General features: G+C 33.9%; 16 protein-coding genes and 1 tRNA gene. 3 read left to right on the top strand and 14 right to left on the bottom strand.

All coding sequences use genetic code 11. From position 1 onward, the window contains the following. The 7 genes from ACYQZV_RS07425 to ACYQZV_RS07395 form a co-directional block, all read right to left on the bottom strand. On the bottom strand, positions 1-252 hold a 252-nt coding region (locus ACYQZV_RS07425), incomplete at its 3' end, for a hypothetical protein (protein WP_459894544.1). A gap of 72 nt (positions 253-324) precedes the next feature. Next, the gene (locus ACYQZV_RS07420) at positions 325-2,931 is read right to left on the bottom strand and encodes an alkaline phosphatase family protein (RefSeq protein WP_459894541.1); all 2,607 of its coding nucleotides are present in this window, start codon (positions 2,929-2,931) and stop codon (positions 325-327) included. 2 nt (positions 2,932-2,933) lie between these two features. Next, entirely contained in the window at positions 2,934-3,689 is a 756-nt protein-coding gene (locus ACYQZV_RS07415; protein WP_459894538.1) for an energy transducer TonB, read from the bottom strand. Next, positions 3,686-4,111, bottom strand: a complete 426-nt coding sequence (locus ACYQZV_RS07410; RefSeq protein ID WP_459894536.1) for an ExbD/TolR family protein — start codon at positions 4,109-4,111, stop codon at positions 3,686-3,688. The genes ACYQZV_RS07415 and ACYQZV_RS07410 overlap by 4 nt, the downstream gene beginning before the upstream one ends. A 1-nt stretch (position 4,112) precedes the next feature. Next, on the bottom strand, positions 4,113-4,550 hold the full coding sequence (locus tag ACYQZV_RS07405) for a MotA/TolQ/ExbB proton channel family protein (RefSeq protein ID WP_459894534.1): 438 nt from the start codon (positions 4,548-4,550) through the stop codon (positions 4,113-4,115). A gap of 94 nt (positions 4,551-4,644) precedes the next feature. After that, a complete protein-coding gene (locus ACYQZV_RS07400) occupies positions 4,645-7,050 on the bottom strand; it encodes a TonB-dependent receptor (protein ID WP_459894532.1) in 2,406 nt (801 codons plus the stop codon). Between the two features lie 130 nt (positions 7,051-7,180). Then, a complete protein-coding gene (locus ACYQZV_RS07395; protein WP_459894530.1) occupies positions 7,181-9,379 on the bottom strand; it encodes a TonB-dependent receptor in 2,199 nt (732 codons plus the stop codon). Between the two features lie 185 nt (positions 9,380-9,564). Here ACYQZV_RS07395 and ACYQZV_RS07390 point away from each other — a divergent pair, with 185 nt between their 5' ends. The 3 genes from ACYQZV_RS07390 to ACYQZV_RS07380 are packed head-to-tail and all read left to right on the top strand — an operon-like array spanning position 9,565 to position 12,972. Beyond that, complete coding sequence (locus ACYQZV_RS07390) at positions 9,565-9,864, top strand: hypothetical protein (protein WP_459894528.1); 300 nt, start codon at positions 9,565-9,567, stop codon at positions 9,862-9,864. Further along, positions 9,854-11,083, top strand: coding sequence for a HEAT repeat domain-containing protein (locus tag ACYQZV_RS07385; protein ID WP_459894526.1), 1,230 nt, complete (start codon positions 9,854-9,856; stop codon positions 11,081-11,083). The genes ACYQZV_RS07390 and ACYQZV_RS07385 overlap by 11 nt, the downstream gene beginning before the upstream one ends. Then, entirely contained in the window at positions 11,080-12,972 is a 1,893-nt protein-coding gene (locus ACYQZV_RS07380; protein WP_459894524.1) for a GGDEF domain-containing protein, read from the top strand. The genes ACYQZV_RS07385 and ACYQZV_RS07380 overlap by 4 nt, the downstream gene beginning before the upstream one ends. Here the strand turns inward: ACYQZV_RS07380 and ACYQZV_RS07375 are convergent. The 7 genes from ACYQZV_RS07375 to ACYQZV_RS07345 all read right to left on the bottom strand — a co-directional run bounded on the left by ACYQZV_RS07375 (position 12,937) and on the right by ACYQZV_RS07345 (position 20,248). Continuing rightward, positions 12,937-14,076: a glycosyltransferase gene (locus ACYQZV_RS07375; protein WP_459894522.1), complete on the bottom strand. Its 1,140-nt coding sequence runs from the start codon at positions 14,074-14,076 to the stop codon at positions 12,937-12,939. The two genes, ACYQZV_RS07380 and ACYQZV_RS07375, sit on opposite strands and share 36 nt — an antisense overlap. Next, positions 14,073-16,388: a glycosyltransferase gene (locus ACYQZV_RS07370; protein ID WP_459894519.1), complete on the bottom strand. Its 2,316-nt coding sequence runs from the start codon at positions 16,386-16,388 to the stop codon at positions 14,073-14,075. Before ACYQZV_RS07370 ends, ACYQZV_RS07375 begins: the two co-directional genes overlap by 4 nt. 41 nt (positions 16,389-16,429) lie before the next feature. Next, entirely contained in the window at positions 16,430-17,164 is a 735-nt protein-coding gene (locus tag ACYQZV_RS07365) for a DUF2334 domain-containing protein (protein ID WP_459894517.1), read from the bottom strand. Further along, positions 17,134-17,922, bottom strand: coding sequence for a lysophospholipid acyltransferase family protein (locus tag ACYQZV_RS07360; RefSeq protein WP_459894515.1), 789 nt, complete (start codon positions 17,920-17,922; stop codon positions 17,134-17,136). The genes ACYQZV_RS07365 and ACYQZV_RS07360 overlap by 31 nt, the downstream gene beginning before the upstream one ends. A 76-nt stretch (positions 17,923-17,998) precedes the next feature. Beyond that, complete coding sequence (locus ACYQZV_RS07355) at positions 17,999-19,378, bottom strand: MFS transporter (RefSeq protein ID WP_459894512.1); 1,380 nt, start codon at positions 19,376-19,378, stop codon at positions 17,999-18,001. 227 nt (positions 19,379-19,605) lie between these two features. After that, positions 19,606-19,678: transfer RNA gene (locus ACYQZV_RS07350), tRNA-Lys, on the bottom strand. 12 nt (positions 19,679-19,690) lie between these two features. Then, positions 19,691-20,248 carry an RsmG family class I SAM-dependent methyltransferase gene (locus ACYQZV_RS07345; protein WP_459894509.1) on the bottom strand — a complete coding sequence of 186 codons (558 nt, stop codon included), beginning with the start codon at positions 20,246-20,248 and terminating at the stop codon, positions 19,691-19,693. Positions 20,249-20,251 lie beyond the last annotated feature (3 nt).

Here is a 20,251-nt window from a genome sequence, read left to right as displayed (position 1 = left end):
GAATAGAAGATTGATGTCATTGGTCTTTGTTTCGACTTTGAAGCCGTTTTCTTTCAGTATGCTTTTTATACATGCTATAGTGTTTTCTTCTTGATAGCAAGTTATAATTATGCTATTTGTATGTGGCTTTGATACTATGTGGTGGTTTTTAAGAGCTTTTCTTAAAAGCTCATATACAACATCTTGGTAAACTTTATTTACCTTTATTCTTATCCTACCCTCTTTGGCGCTTACAATTTGCACTTCTTTCATACTTTTTATTTTAGATGTCTTTTGTTAATATTCTGTTAATTTTTTGCTTTTATATAATGATATATATCAATATCAGTTGCTTATAAAAGCCCAAATACTCTTATGCTCTTTTTTGGCTAAACGCTTTATATAGTCCATCATCTTCTTATAACCTTTTTCACCTTTGGTGGCGATTAGCGTTTGTCTAAACTGTTCAAATCCGGATACTTTAAGTAAAGATGTGGGAGTGTATAGATGTTTGGGGTCTATATTGTAAGAGTCTCTTTGTTTTTTTAGTTTGTGTTTTTTTAGCCACTCTGGTGTTATGTAGTTTCCGGTAACTCCTGCTTCTCTTCTTAAAAGGGTATAATCTGGACAATATCCTTTGTTAAAAGCCACTTTTACTTTTGGTTTTATGGCTTTTATAGGACTAAAATTGGGTTTTTTGCTCCATATATCGGTGAAAATAGAAGCGGTTTGGTCGTATATAGACATAGGCGGAATACCTAAAATCTCTTCTATGGTTTTTACTATGTTTATTTGAGAATAGTGTTTATAAGATATGTATCCTTTTTTTACCCATGGGCTTATCACCACCGCAAAAGTCCTATGTGCGTCTATATGGTCTGCCCCAGACTGGGCATCGTCTTCGGTGATAAATATAGCCATATGCTTCCAGTAAGGGGTATGGGATAGATATTCTACAATTTTGGCGGTAGCGTAATCGTTGTTTGCCACATAGTAGTTTGGCGTGTAATAACAAGGGTTAAACCCAGCGGTGTGGTCATCCGGAAGCCATATATATAAAAACCTAGGCATTTTATGGGATTTAAGCCACTTTATAGCCTCATCGGCTCTATAAGTATCTAGTATAAACCTATCCCAACCAGGATATGAAAGGGCTATATGTTTTTTCAAAGAAGGTGGTATGTCCCCTTCTCTGTTTCTTGTGACAAATTCTCCAAAATCTTCAAAACTAACATGGTTTTTAAGAAGATTGTTAAAAAGATAGAGTTTGTAAGGGTAAGATATCCAAGGATTGCTCCACTTTCCAAGCTTTTTTAAGTCTTCATATATAGCAAATGGGTTATCTTTTCCTATTGGAATACCACCCCAACCAGAAGCTAGTCCAAAACCCATGTAACTTATCCACCCTGGGTTTTCCATAAGCCCCCTTCTAGAATAGTACTGAGCCCAAGTGCGCTCCACAAAATCCGATGAGTTTGCCCCGGCGGTCCATTGGTGTCCTTGGGCTGTAACTTCTCCATCCGCATAAAAGTTTGCCATCAGTACATAGTTATTGGCAAAATTAAACAAGTTTGGAAGTTCTTTTTCCCCATAAACAGCTAAATTTGGGTCTGCCCAAGCCCCAGCTCTTTTATAAGTCCCAAACTCTTCATCAAAAGTCTTGTTTTCTCTTAATATAAAAACCACATACTTTATATGATGTCTTAGAAAAGATACCAACTTTTTGTCTTTTTTCATATCGTTTAGATTATCATAAGCATATACATCTTTTGTGTAAGTGTTTAGGTTTTTAGAAATATCAGAAAAAGAGACCTTCTGCAAGAGTCCTGGCATCTCTATACCTATCCAGTAGTAGTTTGGATTTGGATATGAACCAAGACCTTTGGCGGATACTATGTATATATTTTTGTTATCTTTTGTCATAGAACTAGGATACCAACCAGTAGGGACAGAGCCTATTAGTTTTTTGGATTTTAAATCAAATATATTTACCGCGTTTAAACCAGCGCTTGATACAAAAAGCTTTCCATCTTTCTCAAACATGCTGTTTGGATATGAACCCACCTCTTGATTTTTAAACATTTTATCTTCTAAAAAGTCAGAAACTTTAAGATTTTTCGTATCTATTATACCTATTTTATTTGTGTTTGCAAGGCTTACGAAGAGCTTTCCATCTTTATAGTATAGGTTTGTGGGGTGCATGCCAGCCACTTGGCTTTTTTTGTTTAGTTTTTTACCAAGCTCTATGTGTTTTATAAGTTTAAAGTCTTTTTTATCCAATACAGCCACAGAGTTATTCCCCCAAAGGCTTACAAATATGTACTTATTATTTGAAGTGATGTCATAGGGGTATGGTCCAACATTTACATAGTCTATCTTTTGAGTTTTTTCGTTTATTCTAGCAATAGCGTTTGATAAAAGCCCGCAAGCGTATATGTATCCATCAGATTCATAAACACAGGAAGTGAAAAAATGTCTCAAATCATACCTTGCTCCTTGATATATGTAAGGATATTGATTTTTTGGAAATTTTTTTGCATCAAGATGTATTTTCTTATCAAGCACAAGCTTATCGCTCTTTACATCAAAAACAAGCACATTGTCAAAATCCCCGCCCGCTACATATAGTTTATGGCTTTTATAATAAAGTCCTTGATATAGATTTTGGTAAGATATGAAAAGCATATGCGGGTCTTTTGAAGTAGAGACCTCGGAAGGGTATGCCCTCACTTGGAAGACTTCGCGTAAATTTTTATCGTACATATTTATGGTTTGATAAGGGGTAGCTCCGTTTGTAAGCACAAACACGTGATGTTTTGACACCACCACGTTTGTAGGAAAGTTTGGAGTAGATATATATTTGCCAACCGGGTTTATCTTCCACCCCCAAGGCGTTTGATGAGCAAAGGCAATGCTTGAAAATAAGCTAAGCATAAGCAAGAGCTTTTTCATATTTATTCTCCTTCATTCAGTCTATAGTTTACTTTTAAATCAAAGGTTATACCACCTTTAGGTGGTGGTGGAAACTTCAGACTCTTTATGAGTTCTTTAGTATACTCATCTAAAATATAGCTACCGCTGGAGTTTAAAAGGCTAACACTATCTACTCTACCAGAACTAGATATTCTAACTTTTACAAAAACACTACCCGAATCACCTCTTCTCTTAGCCAAAGAAGGATAATGTTTATGCTCTTCTATTATCTCATAAACCTTAGTTAAATATAGAGATATTTCATCACGTGTGGGTTTTGATGATGAAGCCGGCGGAGAAGGTTTTTGAGAAACTTGAGAAGGAGAAGCTTTTTCCTCTACGGGTTTTGATGGTTCTTTTGTTATATTTTGCTCCTGTGGATTTATAACCTTTTTAGGCACTGGCACTGGTTCCGGAGGCGGTATTTTAGAAACTATAGGTTTTTCCACAGGTTTTGGTTTTTGTATCTGATGGACTGGTATATGTTTTGCTACTTTTTTGACTATGTGTTTTATAACTTTCTTCTCTACATGTTTTTCTACTGGTTTTTGAGTTATAGGTTTATTTAAGGGCAGATTCGTAACAAGATGAACTTTTATCTCTTTTGGCATCCTATAGTTATATATATTTACTTTTAAAAGCGTTGCTAGAAAGAAGACAAATAAAGAGAAAATAATAGCTACAAAAAACGAAACTATTCTATATTTTTTCTCGTCTAAATACAAATTGTTTGTCATGATTGTTTATTTACTATGGATATATTTGAAATGCCTGCTTGTTGTATGTGATCCATAACATTTACAAGGGTTTGTACGTTTGCGTTTTTGTCAGGTACTATATAGACATTTATATTGTTGGCCTCTTTGTATTGGTTTTTAAGATTTTGAAAATATGATGATAAACCATCTAAACTGTAAGGATATTTGTTTGAACCCACGTAAACTAGGTTGTTTTTTGTAAGATAGACCTTTACATTTTTTACTCTTGGTAATGGGTCTGTATATTTAGACGCTGGTACGCTTAGTTGTTTACCGTTTAGAGATATGGAGTTTATTGTTAAAAGCACAAAAAACGTCAACAAAAACAACATAACATCTATCATAGGAACTATATGTATTTCTTCTTTCTCTTGGTGCTCTTCTTCCCATAGGTTTGCCATATTAATTTCCTCCTGCAAAAATTAGTTTAGCTTCATCTTTGATGTTTCTTATCATATCGTTTAGCATCTTATAAAATACCAAATCCCAAAGTGCCAAACATATACCGAAAGCGGTAGCCACAAGGGCAAATCCTATAGATTTGCTTATAACCACTGGATTTGAAATCCCTCTCGATGCTAAGTTGGCAAAAGATTCTATCAAAGCCAATATACTTCCAAGTAGCCCAAGTAAAGGTCCTGATGTTACTCCAAAGTCCAATATCCACATACTACTCTTTAACTTTGTTATGAGTTTGTATGCTTCCTTTTCCGACACTTTACCCACTTGATTCTTTATCTTGCTTATCTGAATAAACTTATAAATTATTACATAGTTAGATACGATAAAGACTATACCCATAATAACAAAAACAGCTTTATGCAATAACTCTAAATCCATCATTTCCTCCTTCAAAACCAGTATAAAAAACTTTTGTTAATTTTTTGTTAAGAAAACCCATCTCCCCCTCTCCTGCTTGCATGAAAAAGAAGCATTAAAAATCTGCCCTCAAAGAACCATATATAGTGAAAGGTGCTCCAGGATAAGCCTGAACATACCCTCCGTTTACTCCATAATACCCTCCGCTTGATATATACTCAAACTCGTTGTATTTTTTGTTGGTTATATTGAGCGCTGTAAGGGTAAAGTCTATATCCCTCAACTTTAGCTCTTTCGACAACCTTAAAGAAGGCATAACTATAAAAGACATGCTAGCATTTAAAGTGTAATAGCTTGGCATCTTTTGGGTATCTGGCAATCCAGTGTTGTTGTTAAACATAGATTGAGAGCCCACATATTGATACCAAGCAGATGGCTTTACTATGATTCCACCAAGATAATCCAGCAAGTATGAATAGCTAGCTCCTAAGTTAAACAACGTATGAGGTACATAAGACACCGGAAGACTACCGGCATTTGTTACAGCACCATTTGCGTTTGTATAAGTGTAGTTATTGAAATTAGCATCTTCGTATGTACCGTTTGTCCATATATAAAAGTGTTTTGTTGGATAGTAATCTGCAAAGAGGTTTACACCTTTATAAACAGAAGTACCTGCTCCGTCTCCAAGATAGTTGCCATTTGCATCGTAAATTGGGAAAAATAGATTAGAGAATATCATATGGAAATAATTGGCGCCTACAAACACTTTTTCTGCGTATGGAATATGTTGTTTTAAGATTTTAAAACCTATTTGATATTGTTGAGACTTTTCTAAGTGTATTTCTGAGGCAGGTACTGATTGATAAGGACCTCCACCACCACCGTTTTCTGGCACTTTATAGGTTTCAGCGTAGTTTCCATATAATGACAACCAATCAAAAGGTTTATAGCTTAAAGCCAAAGAAGGCTCTGTCTTAGTGAAATTAGTATGAGCAGATGGATATTGGGCTTCATTACCTTTTGGGTTTAATTGACAGGCAAGTGGAAAATCTGAGCATGTAGAATTGTTATAATCTGTTATAAAATCTACCCACCTTATACCTGGTTCTATCTCAAGCTTGTAAAATTTAATCTTATCTTCTATAAAAGCTGCTACATCTGTTTGATTCCAGTAGTTGCTCCTATATTTTGCGTTTGGCACAGTTGGACTTCCATAAACACCTGGTGCAAGTTCTACAGAAGGATTCCAGAAAGCATTCCTTGAGTTGTATTGAGAATATAGCCAATAACCACCAAAGGCTAAGTTGTTGTAATAAATGTTGTTTAACTCAAAGTAAAGCTTATCTCCAAACACCTTATCGTATGGGTTGTTGTACTCATACAAGTTTCCCGGATTTGAGCCAAGCGGATAATCGTTGTAGTGATTGTGTCTTCTAAAGCCATATCTAAACCAAACAAGATTATGGAATTTAGTATGCTTATCAAAATTTAAATTTAGTTTTGAGTAAACTAAGTCTATGCCGTTTTGGTCTAATTTATGCAATACACTAAAATCAGGAGCACTATAAAAACCAGTGGTAGCCTGACTTAAAAGTGGCGTGTTTGGGCTTCCATCTGCTGTAAGTCCAGGCTGAGGAGATACTGGTATCGGTGGATTTCTCCAGTAAAAGGATTGGGCAGCGTAAGCACCCAATGAAAAATCACCATCACCGTTTGCAAATACTTTTTTAGTTTTTATATAATATGCATAGTTATGAGATGGATATCTAAAGCCGTCCACCGATGTAACATAGTTGTTGCCAGCTCCCCATCCTGCTGCAACTACTGTGCGCCAACCGTGTATATCTCCTGTGTCAAATGCCAAAAATAGGTTTCTTGAGTTAAAGCTTCCATAGGATAAATCTACAAACCCTCCCATGTTCTTGGTGGGTTGAAGTGGAGTGAATTGTACCTGACCACCTAGGTCGTTATACCATCTATTTTTAGGATTACCAGGTCCATATATTATACTTATACCTTGTATTAGGTCTAGCTGAGGCAATTGGTTTGATTGCCAGAGTCCAGTGGAGGGGTCTACCAAAGGTACGCCATCAAATGTCACACCTATACTGCCGTTATCTATACCTGTAGCTCCAGTAAATCCACCCCATCCCTGCCTTATACCATTTATGACTATAGACTGCTTTCTGGAGCTTCCAACTCCAAAACTGCTTATAGTAACCCCTGGCGCATAAGACATAATTTGAGCCACATTTCCCGTAGGACCAGCTACTTTTAGCTGGTCTTTTTTGATTACTTTGATGCTAAAATTTGATTTAAATATATACTTATCTTTTAGCTTCAAAAGTGCTCTATGATATCTTTTCTCCTTTTTCTTTTCTATAGAAGATACATGCTCAGCTCCTACGTTTATCTGTCCTATGTTGTAAACTGGGCTTGAGTTAGGCTCTCCAAAAGAAAACCCAATACTAAAGACAGCTATGCTAAGTAATATTTTTTTTAAGCTTTTAGTATACATACTTTTGTCCTCCTATTCAAATTTGACGTCTATTATATAAGTCTATTGTTAATTTTTTGTTAAGATTTTGTTAATTTTTGGTTAATAAAACTCCTTCCCTTCCCTCTCCTGCTTGCATGAAAAAGAAGCATTAGAAATAAGCTCTAGCTCCGGCGGATATGGTAAATGGCGGTGCTACATAATAAGTGCCGGATGTATTACCAGTACCTATATATCCTATATAAGTTTTATTGGTGAGGTTGTATGCATTTAAAAATAACGATATCTTTTTTTGGAATATATGAACATCTCTTGATACATTTAGATTAAATACCACATAAGAAGGTATTTCTTGAGTATTTGTGGAATCTCCGTATCTTGAGCTTTCGTATATGGCGTATGGGAATATATCAAACCCATATATCTTATAGTCTAATCCAACTTTTGCCATATACTTTGGAGTATTTGGAAGCTGATTGCCGACCACATTTAGAAATTGAGATCCTGAGTAGTATCCGTTTTGGAAAGTAGCTTTGTTGTAAGAGCCAGAGGCTATAAGTGTAAGGTTTTTTAGTAGATTTCCAGCCACAAAAATTTCACCTCCGTAAGCGTGTACCTTTCCGACGTTTTGAGGATAGGTTATTTGTGGATTGTTTGGTTCAGCAAAATACTCTATCTTGTCCTTGTAATCCACGTAGTATACGTCTGGTTTTATAAGGAAGTTTCCAAGGCTTATATTTATACCAGCATCATAACTGTCCGCTTGCTCCGGCGATAGATTGTTTATAACCTCCTGAGCTGTAGTACCTTTTGGTGGTGAACCTTGATAGCTTCCTGGGATTTGAAAATTCTTTGCGTAGTTAAAATACGGAGCTAAATATTTGTTAATACGATAAGATATGTTTATAGTAGGGAGCAATTTTCTATATGTTCTATCGTATGATTGACTTGGTATACTTTGCAATGGATAGTTGTATATATCATCATCTGGCAGGTCAGGTAGTTTCGCATATGTGTTGTATTCAATATAATTTCTTCTAATCTGAGCATATTTTAAGCCAAGTTCAAAGCTAAACCTATGAAAGTTATTTAAATCAAAGACTACGTATGGGGTGTTTGTAATAGTGTAAACTTTGTCTATATATCCATAATAGTTTAGACTCGCTATATATGAGCCATTTTGAAAGTTTGCCAGTTTTAGGTTTTTATTAAAATTTTCAAGGTCAGCGTTCTCATACCAATAACCTAAGGTGACTTTGAAGGGGGTTTTATGAAATACCGCTTGAGCTATAAATCCTGGTCTTTTTGTGTAGTTGTAGCTTATGCTTTGATTTACGGCGTTTTGCTTAGAATTATAGTAAGCAGAACTTCCATACCCTCTTCCCCTCCAATAATATGGCTTTAGCTCAAAGTAAAGATTTTTTGTAGCGTCAAAACTTATGTTGCCCCTAAATTCATAGTTTTGGTAAGGGTTGTAGAAGAATTTGTAGTAATTGGCGTCTATCTTTGGATTTCCAGTAAGAGAACCGTTGTAATCAAGGTCTTTGTAGGCACTCAAATTTTGAGCCTGCTGATAATTAAGCCCGCGATAATAATAATTTAACTGATTGTTTTCATCCATATAAAAGTCTGCATGAAGTCTGCCAAGGTTTGCTACCCACCCAAAGGTTACGTGGTCTCTGTATTTTGGGCTTTGTCCTGGACCTTTCCATTTGTTAGCCTGAGCATGAGATAAAGATATGAAAAATCTTGAGTTCATAAGCGGCAAAAACCCAGAATCAATACGAGTAAAGGTCTTCTCAAATCCGAAAGAACCAAATATTTGCTCTAATTCTAGTCCAAACTTATCCCTTGGCGGTATTGTCCTAAGGGCTATTCTACCACCTAAATCAGAATAAAGAGGAGAGGTTTTGCCTGTGCCTCCCCTAGTGATAGTTTCTGCTTCTATGTTTTCCATGTCCGCATACTCGTTTGGATATATGGCAAAATTACCAGAATCGTTTAGAGGCATACCATCTATAGTGACTCCTATTTGACTGTTGTTGAAACCTCTTATAGTAACTTCACCACCAGATAATCCATAAGGGTCTTGGGTTTGAAAGTTTACAGACGGTAAAAGCTCTAAAGCTTGATATATATTTGCTCCACCTACGTTTAACTTGTTTATGAGTTTCTTCTCCACTTTTTCCTTAGCTTTAGCGTATTTTTTGGTTTTTATGTACTTTTGACCCTGTTTTTGTTTTTCTTTATGAGCGTTTACATTTACATTGAGAGTAGGCTCTTCTTGAGCATATGATATAAATGATATCAGAAATCCTAAGCCAACTACGTAAACTAGTTTACTTTTCATAAACACCTCCTTGTTTTTTCATTTTACTTTCATTATGTTAATTTTTTATTAATAAGCATTAAAAAATTGTCATATTAGACAAACTAAAATTTATCGGCACTATCATAAAAAATTTTAGTCTTCTTAACCAAAAATTAATTTTTCGGCCTTAAATTAAATTTAAATCTAAAAGGAGGTAATTAGCCATGGTTAAATATTTTGATGAGATTAGGCATCTTTTGGAAGAGGGCGAAGAGCTTTTGCTATCAGTATTTGATAGTGGAATATATCATATGCTCACTTATAATAAATATTACAATGTGATATTTTATTTTAAAGCTGAAAAATTTGGCAACGACCAAAAATACTCCAGAACTTCCGAAGAGATAATAACTCCCTTAAGCTTAAAGGAAAAGTTATCACACCTGTTGTCGCCAAAAGTCATAGAATTTTTGGAAAAATTTTTAGAAAAAAGCATGGTAGAAAATCGCCAATATGCAACTTGAACAAGCGATTTTGCTGTTGGAACCGAAGTTAGATGTGTATTTAGAACAAGAGGAAGAGCTTATGGCCTTTGAACAGATGATAAGAGCATCATTTGACTGTTTTGTAATAAACCAAGAGAATACTTTGATATACGATGTAAACGATATAAAAAGCCTAAAACTACCAACAAACGTGAAAGTTTACAATTTAGATTGCAACTTTTATAAATCTCATATAGGTAAAGCTGAAGACATAAAAGTTATAAATCCTCATATAAGCAAGATGTGGATATCTTCTACAGATACTAGAGCTGATTTCTCTGAAGCTTTAGAAAGTATAAAAGCCGATAAGCTAAGCGGCTTTTTAGAGATAAAGTCAAAGTTCTTGGGAGTAGATAGTTTTTTGTATTTTAAAAATGGTGAGATTTTGAACGTAAAATTTGGAGATTTAGAACAAGAGCCAGCTATAGGCTTTTTGGTGAAAAAGATATCTGATAGGATAGTGAGTATGAATTTCTACAAACTCAAAGAAGATATGGTAAAAGTATACGCTTCATCGCACAAGCTTTTGTATTTGGAAGAAGATGAGGTTATAAAAAGCTTAGATTTTGGGCTTGATTTAAAAAATGTGCTTGTGCAAGGTATGTTTCCAAGCGGATACTTTCAAATATACATAGAAAACGGCAAAAAAATATTTCAAATATTAAATGATGAGCTGGTGGATAAAATAGAAATATACGAACCTTTTTATTTGGCAGTATTTTCTCTAGAGTTTAAAAAGACCGAGTTAGATATATTTGATTTTCTTAAAAGCTATAAACCAGCAAATATAAGGTTAAAACCCACGAGCGCCGATAAGAATTTTGTGTTCTTTTGTCCTATGTGTTGGAATGCTATAAACCAAGAAGATAAGATTTGCCCACATTGTGGGTACAACATAGAATATTTTATAAAATTACCTTACGAGACCAAATTGATAATAGCTCTTAACCATCCTATAGCAGATTATAGAATTACGGCTTTGAACGTGATAAAAGTAAAAAATGTAAAGATGGCCGTCCCTTTTGTGAAGGAAATAATATTAAAAGAGGATAATCCAGCGGTAATTCAAGCAGCAATAAATACATTAGTGGTAATGGACGAAAAAGCTTGCGAATTTTTAAAGGGAGTGTTAGAAGAACATGAATACAACACAATAAAAAGATATGTAGAAGAAACTTATAGGAGGTATTGCAGATGAAGGTAGTATTTTTTGACAAGGAGTTGTCGAAATCTTTAACAAGAAACTATGAAAACATGGAATCTTTATTAGAAGATAATATTTTACAAGAGTATGAATATTTTATAATTGATGATAAATTATGCCTTAAACGTACAAAATATATAAATGAAAATATAGAACTCTTGAGACTATTGATAAAAAAGCAGATAACCATGTTTTATCAACCAATATTTTCCAACAAAGATGGTTTTGTATACGCCTACGAGGCTCTTATGAGGATTAAGCATGATGAATATTATATATCGCCGAAATTAGCTTTTGATGTAGCAAAAGAGATAAGCATAGAGTATTTTTTAGATGCTGTGTGTAGGGAGCAAGCGATATTGCAATACAAACAAAAAGGTCTTAAGCTTTTTATAAATATAAACCCAAACTCTTCAAACAGTGGATTTTTTAAAAGGGGCTTTACGTTAAATATAGCCCTTCAAAACAATTTAAAGCCTGAGAATGTGGTGTTAGAGATTACAGAATCTGAAAAGTTTGAAGATATAGAAGCGTTGAAAGAGATTATAGAATACTATAAGTCCATAGGGTTTAGTATAGCTTTTGATGATTTTGGTACAGGGTACAACTCTTTGAATATATTAAGCCAAATAGAACCAGATTATATAAAGTTTCCCATAGAACTTATAAAAGGCATATCACGATCAAGGTTAAAATGGCAAATAGTAAGAGGCATAATGGATATGGCTATAAAAAGCGGTATAAAAACCATTGCAGAAGGTATAGAAAACAAAGAAGATTTAAAAACTATCTTAGAGCTTGGTATAGACTATTCCCAGGGATTTTTACTGGCTATGCCATCAGCATCTCAAGAGCTTCCAAAAGAGGGTATTATGCTTTTAAGAAACGTAATAATACAGAAAAAATTAAACTCTATAAAGGATAGATACAGTATAAGCAAAGATGACCTTGAGCCTATACACGTTTTAAAAGGTAAACCTGATATAAAGTATCTTATAGAGATACTCAAGAAAAATGAGTCTGAATGGCTTTACTTAGAGGATTTTGACATTTTGATAAACGAAAGCTGTATAAAAAGAATATTGAATACGTTTAGTGAAAACTTGTTTTATTATAAAACAATTGATTACTTCTTTGAGCATGTAGACTGCCATTATCAAGGTATAGAAAAATTTGATATTCAGGATAATATTCTGCACGCTTATCATATCAGCGTAGAGAAACATGTGGATGCTATATTGGTTAAAAATACTCAAGGCATATTGGGAGTTTTAACAAAAGCCAAAATACTGGAAAAACTTTTTGATACTTTTTACAAGATAACCCTTTACACAAACCCTCTTACTGGTCTACCAGGTAATGTAATTATAGAAAAGGAGATAGAAAACGCCATAGAGCAAAAGATAAATGCATACGTTGTTCATATAGATATATCTAATTTTAAGCCTTTTAACGATGCATATGGTTTTTTGGCTGGAGATATGATGATAAAAAAACTTGCTCAAACTTTGCAATCTTTTGCCTTCAACTACGATGCCTTTGTGGGGCATATCGGTGGTGATGATTTTGTGGTTATATTTAAAAATCTAAAAAACAAAGACGAGGTAATAAATAGTTTATACAAGGAGGCTTCAGATGCTATAAAAGAACTCTACAAAGAAGAGGATATAAAAAATGGGTACTTTGTATCAAAAGACCGAGAAGGCAACGTAAGAAAATTTCCTATAGCAAAAATTACGCTAGCTGCCGCAAATACTTTAAACTATAAAAATTCTCAGGATATAGCTAGGAAGTTAGCGGAGCTTAAAAAGGAGTCAAAGAGGCTTTTAAAACCTGTAGTGGAGGAATCAAGCGAAGCGCTGGTAGGTCAGATAACGGCTTAGAGATTGATATATATAGAAAAGATAGGCCATATTCTTTTCTAAAGAAAAACGCTCTTTTACAAAGTTTTTTATTGGGTCTTTGTTTAGATAAGGATATATTTTTGAGATAGCCAATATATTTTTTACAAACTCTTCTTTTGAATTTGCCAAAAATTCTTTGTAGTAAACAATCTCAGGGAAAGACACATCGTTGTAAGCTACCACTGGAAGTCCACAGGCTTGTGCTTCTATGACAGAGTACCCAAAGGTATCAGATTTGGAGGTGCTCACAAATATATGAGATGACTTGTATATGCTGGCCAATATCCTTTTGTCTTTTATATAATCTAATACCGTAAAGTTTGAATCTAGTATTTTGTTTACATGCTTTTTATCTGGACCATCTCCTACCAACAAAAGATGAAACCTTTTGTCAAGGTTTTTAAGTGTTTTAAATATATCTAAAAGCTCAAGGAAGTTTTTATCTTTGGAAAATCTACCTACATATATAAGTACTATTTTATCCTTTAGCGTGGTTTTTAACTCTTCGTTTGGAGCTTGATTTTCAAAGATATTAAAGTCTATACCGTGATAAACCACTTCTACATTGTATAAACCAAGTAGATTTAGATAATCTTTTACATAGTAAGAGGGCGCCACAACTAAATCCATATCGCTATAAGTTTTATAAATATATTTTCTAGTAATTTTAGAAAGCATGTTGCTGTCTTTGTTGAGCCTAAAAACGTTTAACAGACTCTTTTCCAAGTTGGAATGAAAAAATCCGACGGTACTAAAGTTTAATTTGTCTTTTAATTTCTTTATAAAAGATGGCAACAGAAACAAAGACCCTATCTCCACTATATTTGGTTTTTCAAACTCTATTATATTTGCTATCTTTTGTTGGTTTATAAGAAGCCTATATTGTTTCCATACAAACATATAAGGAGATTTGATTTGATATATCTTGCTACGGTTTATATAATTAAGCGTATCTTTCTTGCCTGGCACTATAACCACATGCTCTATGTCTTTGTCTTTTATATATTCTATTTTGTTGTTTATATATGTTTTTATGCCACCGCTTCTATCTGAATAAAAATGCGTTATGTCTAAAAGCTTCATACCAAGCTTTCTTCGGAAAACTCTAAGCTTTTAACCCTCCCAAAAGACAGCAGGTGCATCATTTCTAGCAAAAGTTCCCTTTCGTTTAGTGTACTTGCATAGGCTATGGCTTTTTGTTTTACCTTTTTATAAAACATATCATCCTCTAAAAGCTTTTTAATGATTTTTGCATACTCTAATGGGTTGTTTTGCTTTATTATAAAGCCGTTTTCACCATGAGTTATATGTTCTTTTGCACCTCCAGCGTCCGGGACCAAGGGTACTATGCCGCTTGCCATAGCTTCTAAGACTACATTTCCAAAGGTTTCAGTGGTACTTGGAAATAAGAATATGTCTGCACTTGCATAAGCTTTTGATAAACCCTCCCCCTCTAAAAAACCTGTAAAAATAATCCTATCTTTATAAACTTTTTCAAGTTCATACTTATATGGGCCATCTCCTACTATAGCAAACTTTATATTTCTTTCTTCTTTTAAAAGCTCAAACACTTCCACGAATATGTCCAAATCTTTTTCTTTGGCTACTCTTCCTACGTAAGCTATAACTTTTTCGCCTCTGTAGGTAGGGTCAAACATTCGCCAAAACTCTTTGTCTTTAAAGGACTCGTTAAATTTATCTCTATTGACCCCTCTTTTAAAAATAGCTAACTTGTCTTCTTTGATGCCGTAGTCTAAAAGCTTTTCATAGTAAGACATGCTTGGTACAAGTACTCTATCGGAAAGTCCATAGAAGCTTTTCATAAACACTTCTGCAAAGTATTTAAAGTATGGCTCGTTGGTATACCTTATTGCGTATTCTGGAAAATCTGTATGGTAAGCTGACACAAAGGGGATGCCTAATATTTTAGCTATCACAAGGGCGTAAATCCCTATGACTCCAGGCGTAGCAGCGTAGATTATGTCAAAGTTTTCAGATTCTATGTAATCAAGAATTTCTAAAAGATTTGGTATATTTATGGTTATATTTTGATATTCTGGTAGTGCAAAAGAAATCATAGGTTTGAAATTTTTTATATGGGAGTCTTCTATGATTCTTTCATCAGAAATAATAAATTTGACGTTTAGGCTTTCTTCTTTTGAGAGTTCCAAAAGCTTTTGGGTGGTTCTGGCCACTCCGTTTATATCAAAAAATGTGTCGGTAAAATAAGCTACTTTACCCTCCGTGTGTTCTTCATTGAAAAACTCTTTGTAAAATTTCTTTGATATATTTTTCTCATCTGCTCTTTGCTTGTAAACAGACAGATAAGCTACATAGGGTGCTAAAAATATAACGCTTCTTCCTACATAAGCGCTAAACTTATCAAAATCAAAGGATTTCATGGATTTTATCTGATTTAGTGTATAAGGAAGTATGTTTGAGAAAAAGTAAAATATATTTTCGTGGGGATTTTCCGATAATACACCTTTAAAGTTTATGACGTTTTCTATGAAAGTAGCTACAGAGCTTTTACCTAGTATAGAATCTAAGAATGAATATTTTGACACTTCCTTGGGTTCAAACAGCGTATCTAAAAGATAGCCAAGGTTTCCAAGGTTGTATCTTTTTTTCATGCCTTCTTTTGCTATGTTCATTACCATATGTGTTAGTCTTTTGGGATTGCCATGATATCCATCTACTTTTGTTTGTCCATTTTCTATGGCTTTTTTAAGATCTTCTACATTATTTCCTTCCGCTATTGTATACCCATAACCAAGGTCAAGTCCTCCATGGTCATCGGAGCCACCAGTAAAAGATATAAAATCTTTTCTTCTTTTGAAAAATCCGTATTTGTTGGCTAGGTCCTCCAAGTCTCTTTTTGTGTAAGATTTAGCTATCTTTTTTGTGATGATAGAAGACGTTTTTGACCTTGTACCGTTTAAAATCTCCCAGTTGTCAAAAAGAAGTAAAAACCTTTCTATGTGCGTTTTATTAAGCTTTCCATCCATATTGTAAAGAGGGTGAGCCAAGATATGCGTTATGTTGTTAAATTGAAGATAATCTACAAGCTCATATATATTGCCTCTTAGATGCTGGATGTCGTCGTGATGTTTTGGTGTTATATCTATAGCTATGACGTGTACTTTACATCTATCCTCTGGAAAATATGTAGTGATTTCTTCTGATATGAATACGTTTGGTAAGTGTGCTATTTCAAGACATCCATCTATGGTATCATGGTCTGTGATAGTAAACAGTGTCATACCTCTATTTGCCAAGGTGTTGTAAAGTTTTTTGGGTTTGGTATAGCTCTCGCCAATCTTAAGTTTTTCAGATATGTAGCCTCCTGGCCTATTTGAAGCTTCCGAGTGAAGGTGTAAATCAACTTTTACCATAAGACCTCCCTTAATCTAATATTTAAATTATCAAACTTATGTTAATTTTTTATTAAGTTTTTTGCTTTTATGATATGATATAAACTAGCTATTTTAAAATCTTCCTTTTTAACAATATCCAATATTTTTAAAAGCTTATAAATCTTTGAGGGATTTGATGCGTCTACTGGATGAAGGGCTATTCTTACCAAACCCAAGTTCCTTGTTAGAAAATAAGTCTTATCGAAAGAAAAAATAGAAAGCTTTTCTACAAACCCTCTGCTACCAAACGTTATAACTGGTGCGAATATTTTTTGATTATTTTTAATGTCGTATATATATCTTCTATCTGTTGTAAACAAAAATCCTTTTTCTTTTAAAAGCTCTAAAACTTCTTTTCTAAAAAGCCAAGCTGGAGCTATAAAACCCTTTGGCGTTATGCCAAGCTCTTTAAATGTTTGAAGCCCTTTATCAAGCCTTTGTGAAAGGTTATCTTCTAATAAAAACTCTGCTTCTTTATCTGTAAATATCTTTCTATAATCGTATTTTGCAAAATCCCTTGACATATGTGCATATCCATGCAAAATCGCTTCATTGTCTTTTGTTAGCTCTTGTATCTCGCTTTTAATATCTAAAAGAGACTCTTTCTCGTGGTAAAATGGGATAAGGAGAAACGTTATATTATCAATGTCATGTTTAACTAGCAACTCTTTTAGTTTGAAAATATTTTGAAGATTTGATGGGCACACATCGTGTATTGATATATTTAAAAACTTGTGGTTTTTTCTAAATAACAAGAACGTATATCCTCGTACAATAATTTTGTTAGTTCTTTTCTGCTAAAGTGAGATGTTTGATATAAAGGGTTTAAAAAGAAAAGCTCTATTTCCATAGAGTTTACGTTTAGCAAAAAGCTAAATACATGGTTTAAAAGTGTCATATCTCCATAATAAAATACATAGTCTCTGTTTGATATCGCTATCGGTTTGCCGTTTATAGATTTGTATTTTATACATATTGGTAATATTGGTTTTTGGGCTTTTAATATGACTTCTACAAAACTGCTTTTAAACGGCAATATATCATCACCGTTTGAAGTGGTACCTTCCAAAAACACCACTACGTTAAACCCTTCCTCTAAAACATCTCTAAAAAGCTCCATATCAGAAAGTATGTTTGACTTGTTTTTCCTGTCTATAAATATTGCACCGCCGTATTTTGCTATATGTCCAAATAAAAATGTTTTTTCTACCTCTTTCGTTGATATAAACACCGCTTCTACAAAAGCACTCAAAACGATAATATCAAAATAGCTAAGGTGATTTGATACAATTATATGGTTCTGACCATCATTTACATACATGCCTCTTTGAGATACTTTTATGTTAAAAAGCTTTAAAACAAGCTTAGAGAAGTATGATGCATTTTTTATAAGGCGTTTTCTCTTTTCTTTTTGGTTTTTAAAATATATATCTATATACAAAGATATTAGAATAAAAGCTATAAAAAGCACTAAGAAAACAAATATTTTATAAACAAATTTAATATACCTCATATCTTTATATTAAACTTTTATTTTTAATTTTTGGTTAATAAAAAAGCCCCAAATGGGGCTTGTGGAGATTATATGTTTAGGCGGCAGGTATTGGCTTTTGAGATTGGATATCTTCTTGAGATATCTCTTCCAAAGATTTTCCTTTTGGTTCTGGAATGGCTATGTAAGTAAGAATGAGCCCAGCTAAAGAGAATACGAACGTCAAAAGCAAAGTATGGCTTAATCCTAACGATTTTAATAAGATAGGGAAAAAATAAGCACCTATGAAAGCACCTATCTTGGCTACGCCAGCCGATATACCATGAGCTGTGGTTCTAACGTTTACTGGAAATACTTCGGCTGGCAACACAAAAGTTGTAGTATTTGGACCAAATTCTGCAAAGAAGTAAGATAAACCGTATAAAGTTACAAAAAGAGGAAAGTTGTTTACTATGGAAGGGGATATACCTATTATGAAAAACATAAGACCCATCATAAAGAAGCCTAGCATTTGCAAAAATTTATGTCCTATTTTATCTATGGTGGCTGCGGCTATAAAATAGCCTGGTACTGCAAAAACTACAAATATTAAAAAGCTTATAGCTGTGCTTTGTATCAAATTTGCATGTGGGGCAATATGTTTTAACACTAAAGGTGTAGATATGGTGTTGCCATAATAAGCGTAGTCAAATAAAAACCATGTACCAGCAGTACCTAAGAGTTGTAGCCAGTATTTTGATAAGGGTTGTTTCACTATATTGTCTTTGGGTTCTTCTATAATCACTTCACCAAGAGAAAAAGAAGCTAAATCTTTTGCCGCTACTTCTTTTTCACCTTTTACCCTTGCAAGCCACCTTGGAGATTCTGGCAACCTTCTCCTAAGATAGATAACGGTGGCCGCAGGCAATGCACCTAAACCAAGCATTATTCTCCAAGCCAAATCTTTATCTACCCCGGCTGCTAAAAGAGAAAGTGCTACCATAGGTCCAGCTATCAAACCTAATGCCTGGGCGCTAAATACAAGCGTTACCATCCTTCCTCTGGTGGTGGTGTTGGCGTATTCACTCATTATAACTGCAGAAAGAGGATAGTCTCCGCCTACTCCTAAACCTAGTATAAAACGAGATATCAATAGAAAAGTTACGTTAAAAGAAAATGCAGACATCAAAGCACCTAATACCATCAAGATGGCTTCTATGCCGTATACAGACTTTCTACCTAGCCTATCCGCTAAATTCCCAAAGATAAAAGCTCCAAAGAAAGTGGCTATAAGAGATATAGAGCCTATAAGCCCTATTCGTTGGGCACTTAAATGCCATTCATCTTTGATAAGCACAAGCGCCGTACCTATTATAAATAGGTCGTAAGCCGATGTGAAAAATCCCATAGCAGAAGCGAACATAGCCTTTATATGAAAAAGGCTAAACTGCGACGTGTTTAGCGCCTCTGCTATACTGCCTTTTACTACCTTTGCCATAACAAACCTCCTAACGTGTAATATGTAAGCATTTTAAAGTTTTATTGTTAATATTTGATTAAAAATTTGTAAAAAAAATATAAAGGGAAAATAAGTATAGTATATAAATTTTGATGATTTGTAAATTATTTTATAAAATAAGCATGATATCAATTGTTTGAAGAATAGTTTATTTAAAGCAAAAAAGTATAGATTAAAAAGCGTTGTTTATTTTTATGAGATTAATATGAGCCACGGGGGATTTGAACCCCCGACCCACGGATTAAAAGTCCGTTGCTCTGCCAGCTGAGCTAGTGGCTCTAAGCAATAATATTATATCACAGTATCAAAATTTTGCAACCCTTTTAAGCTTTTAAAAGCCAAATGTCCTTCTTTTAGCTTAATGTCTTTGTACCCCATGTCTCTAATTGGCTCTAGGTTTTCGTTTTCTCCTAAGACAAGAAATACATATTTTTCTGATAGGTTTTCCATTGTTCTTGTTATGTCTGTTGGTTTGCCAAGAGCTCTTTCTATGGTAGATTCAAATTTTCTACCTAATTTGTTGGCATCTTTACACAAAACTTCGTATTTTAATCCAAGCTTTATTTTTACGTATTCTAAAAAAGCACATTTTTTGGCAACAAATTCTATAAGGCTCACTTTCAGAGTTTCATCAAGCATTGAAAAAACAACGCCAAAAAAGCCAGCTCCGGCTCCCACATCAGCTATTTCTCTTATATTAAAATCTTTTATCTTATCAAATATTTCCTCTGCATTTTTTATGTGTCTTTCAAATATTTTTGATTCATCACCCTTAGATATAAGTTTGTGTACTTTGTTCCATTTTAATATTTCGTTTATATATATTTCGTAAGCTTTCATTTTGTCCATAAA

It is taken from the genome of Hydrogenobaculum acidophilum, assembly GCF_054656715.1.
The sequence above is the reverse complement of the archived record's forward strand: the minus strand, read 5'-3'. Positions and strand labels throughout refer to the sequence as shown.

Coding starts and splice junctions, on each gene's coding strand:
- ACYQZV_RS07420 (WP_459894541.1), bottom strand. CDS start 2,931: ATGAAAAAGCTCTTGCTTATGCTTAGCTTATTTTCAAGCATTGCCTTT.
- ACYQZV_RS07415 (WP_459894538.1), bottom strand. CDS start 3,689: ATGACAAACAATTTGTATTTAGACGAGAAAAAATATAGAATAGTTTCG.
- ACYQZV_RS07410 (WP_459894536.1), bottom strand. CDS start 4,111: ATGGCAAACCTATGGGAAGAAGAGCACCAAGAGAAAGAAGAAATACAT.
- ACYQZV_RS07405 (WP_459894534.1), bottom strand. CDS start 4,550: ATGGATTTAGAGTTATTGCATAAAGCTGTTTTTGTTATTATGGGTATA.
- ACYQZV_RS07400 (WP_459894532.1), bottom strand. CDS start 7,050: ATGTATACTAAAAGCTTAAAAAAAATATTACTTAGCATAGCTGTCTTT.
- ACYQZV_RS07395 (WP_459894530.1), bottom strand. CDS start 9,379: ATGAAAAGTAAACTAGTTTACGTAGTTGGCTTAGGATTTCTGATATCA.
- ACYQZV_RS07390 (WP_459894528.1), top strand. CDS start 9,565: ATGGTTAAATATTTTGATGAGATTAGGCATCTTTTGGAAGAGGGCGAA.
- ACYQZV_RS07385 (WP_459894526.1), top strand. CDS start 9,854: ATGCAACTTGAACAAGCGATTTTGCTGTTGGAACCGAAGTTAGATGTG.
- ACYQZV_RS07380 (WP_459894524.1), top strand. CDS start 11,080: ATGAAGGTAGTATTTTTTGACAAGGAGTTGTCGAAATCTTTAACAAGA.
- ACYQZV_RS07375 (WP_459894522.1), bottom strand. CDS start 14,076: ATGAAGCTTTTAGACATAACGCATTTTTATTCAGATAGAAGCGGTGGC.
- ACYQZV_RS07370 (WP_459894519.1), bottom strand. CDS start 16,388: ATGGTAAAAGTTGATTTACACCTTCACTCGGAAGCTTCAAATAGGCCA.
- ACYQZV_RS07360 (WP_459894515.1), bottom strand. CDS start 17,922: ATGAGGTATATTAAATTTGTTTATAAAATATTTGTTTTCTTAGTGCTT.
- ACYQZV_RS07355 (WP_459894512.1), bottom strand. CDS start 19,378: ATGGCAAAGGTAGTAAAAGGCAGTATAGCAGAGGCGCTAAACACGTCG.
- ACYQZV_RS07345 (WP_459894509.1), bottom strand. CDS start 20,248: ATGGACAAAATGAAAGCTTACGAAATATATATAAACGAAATATTAAAA.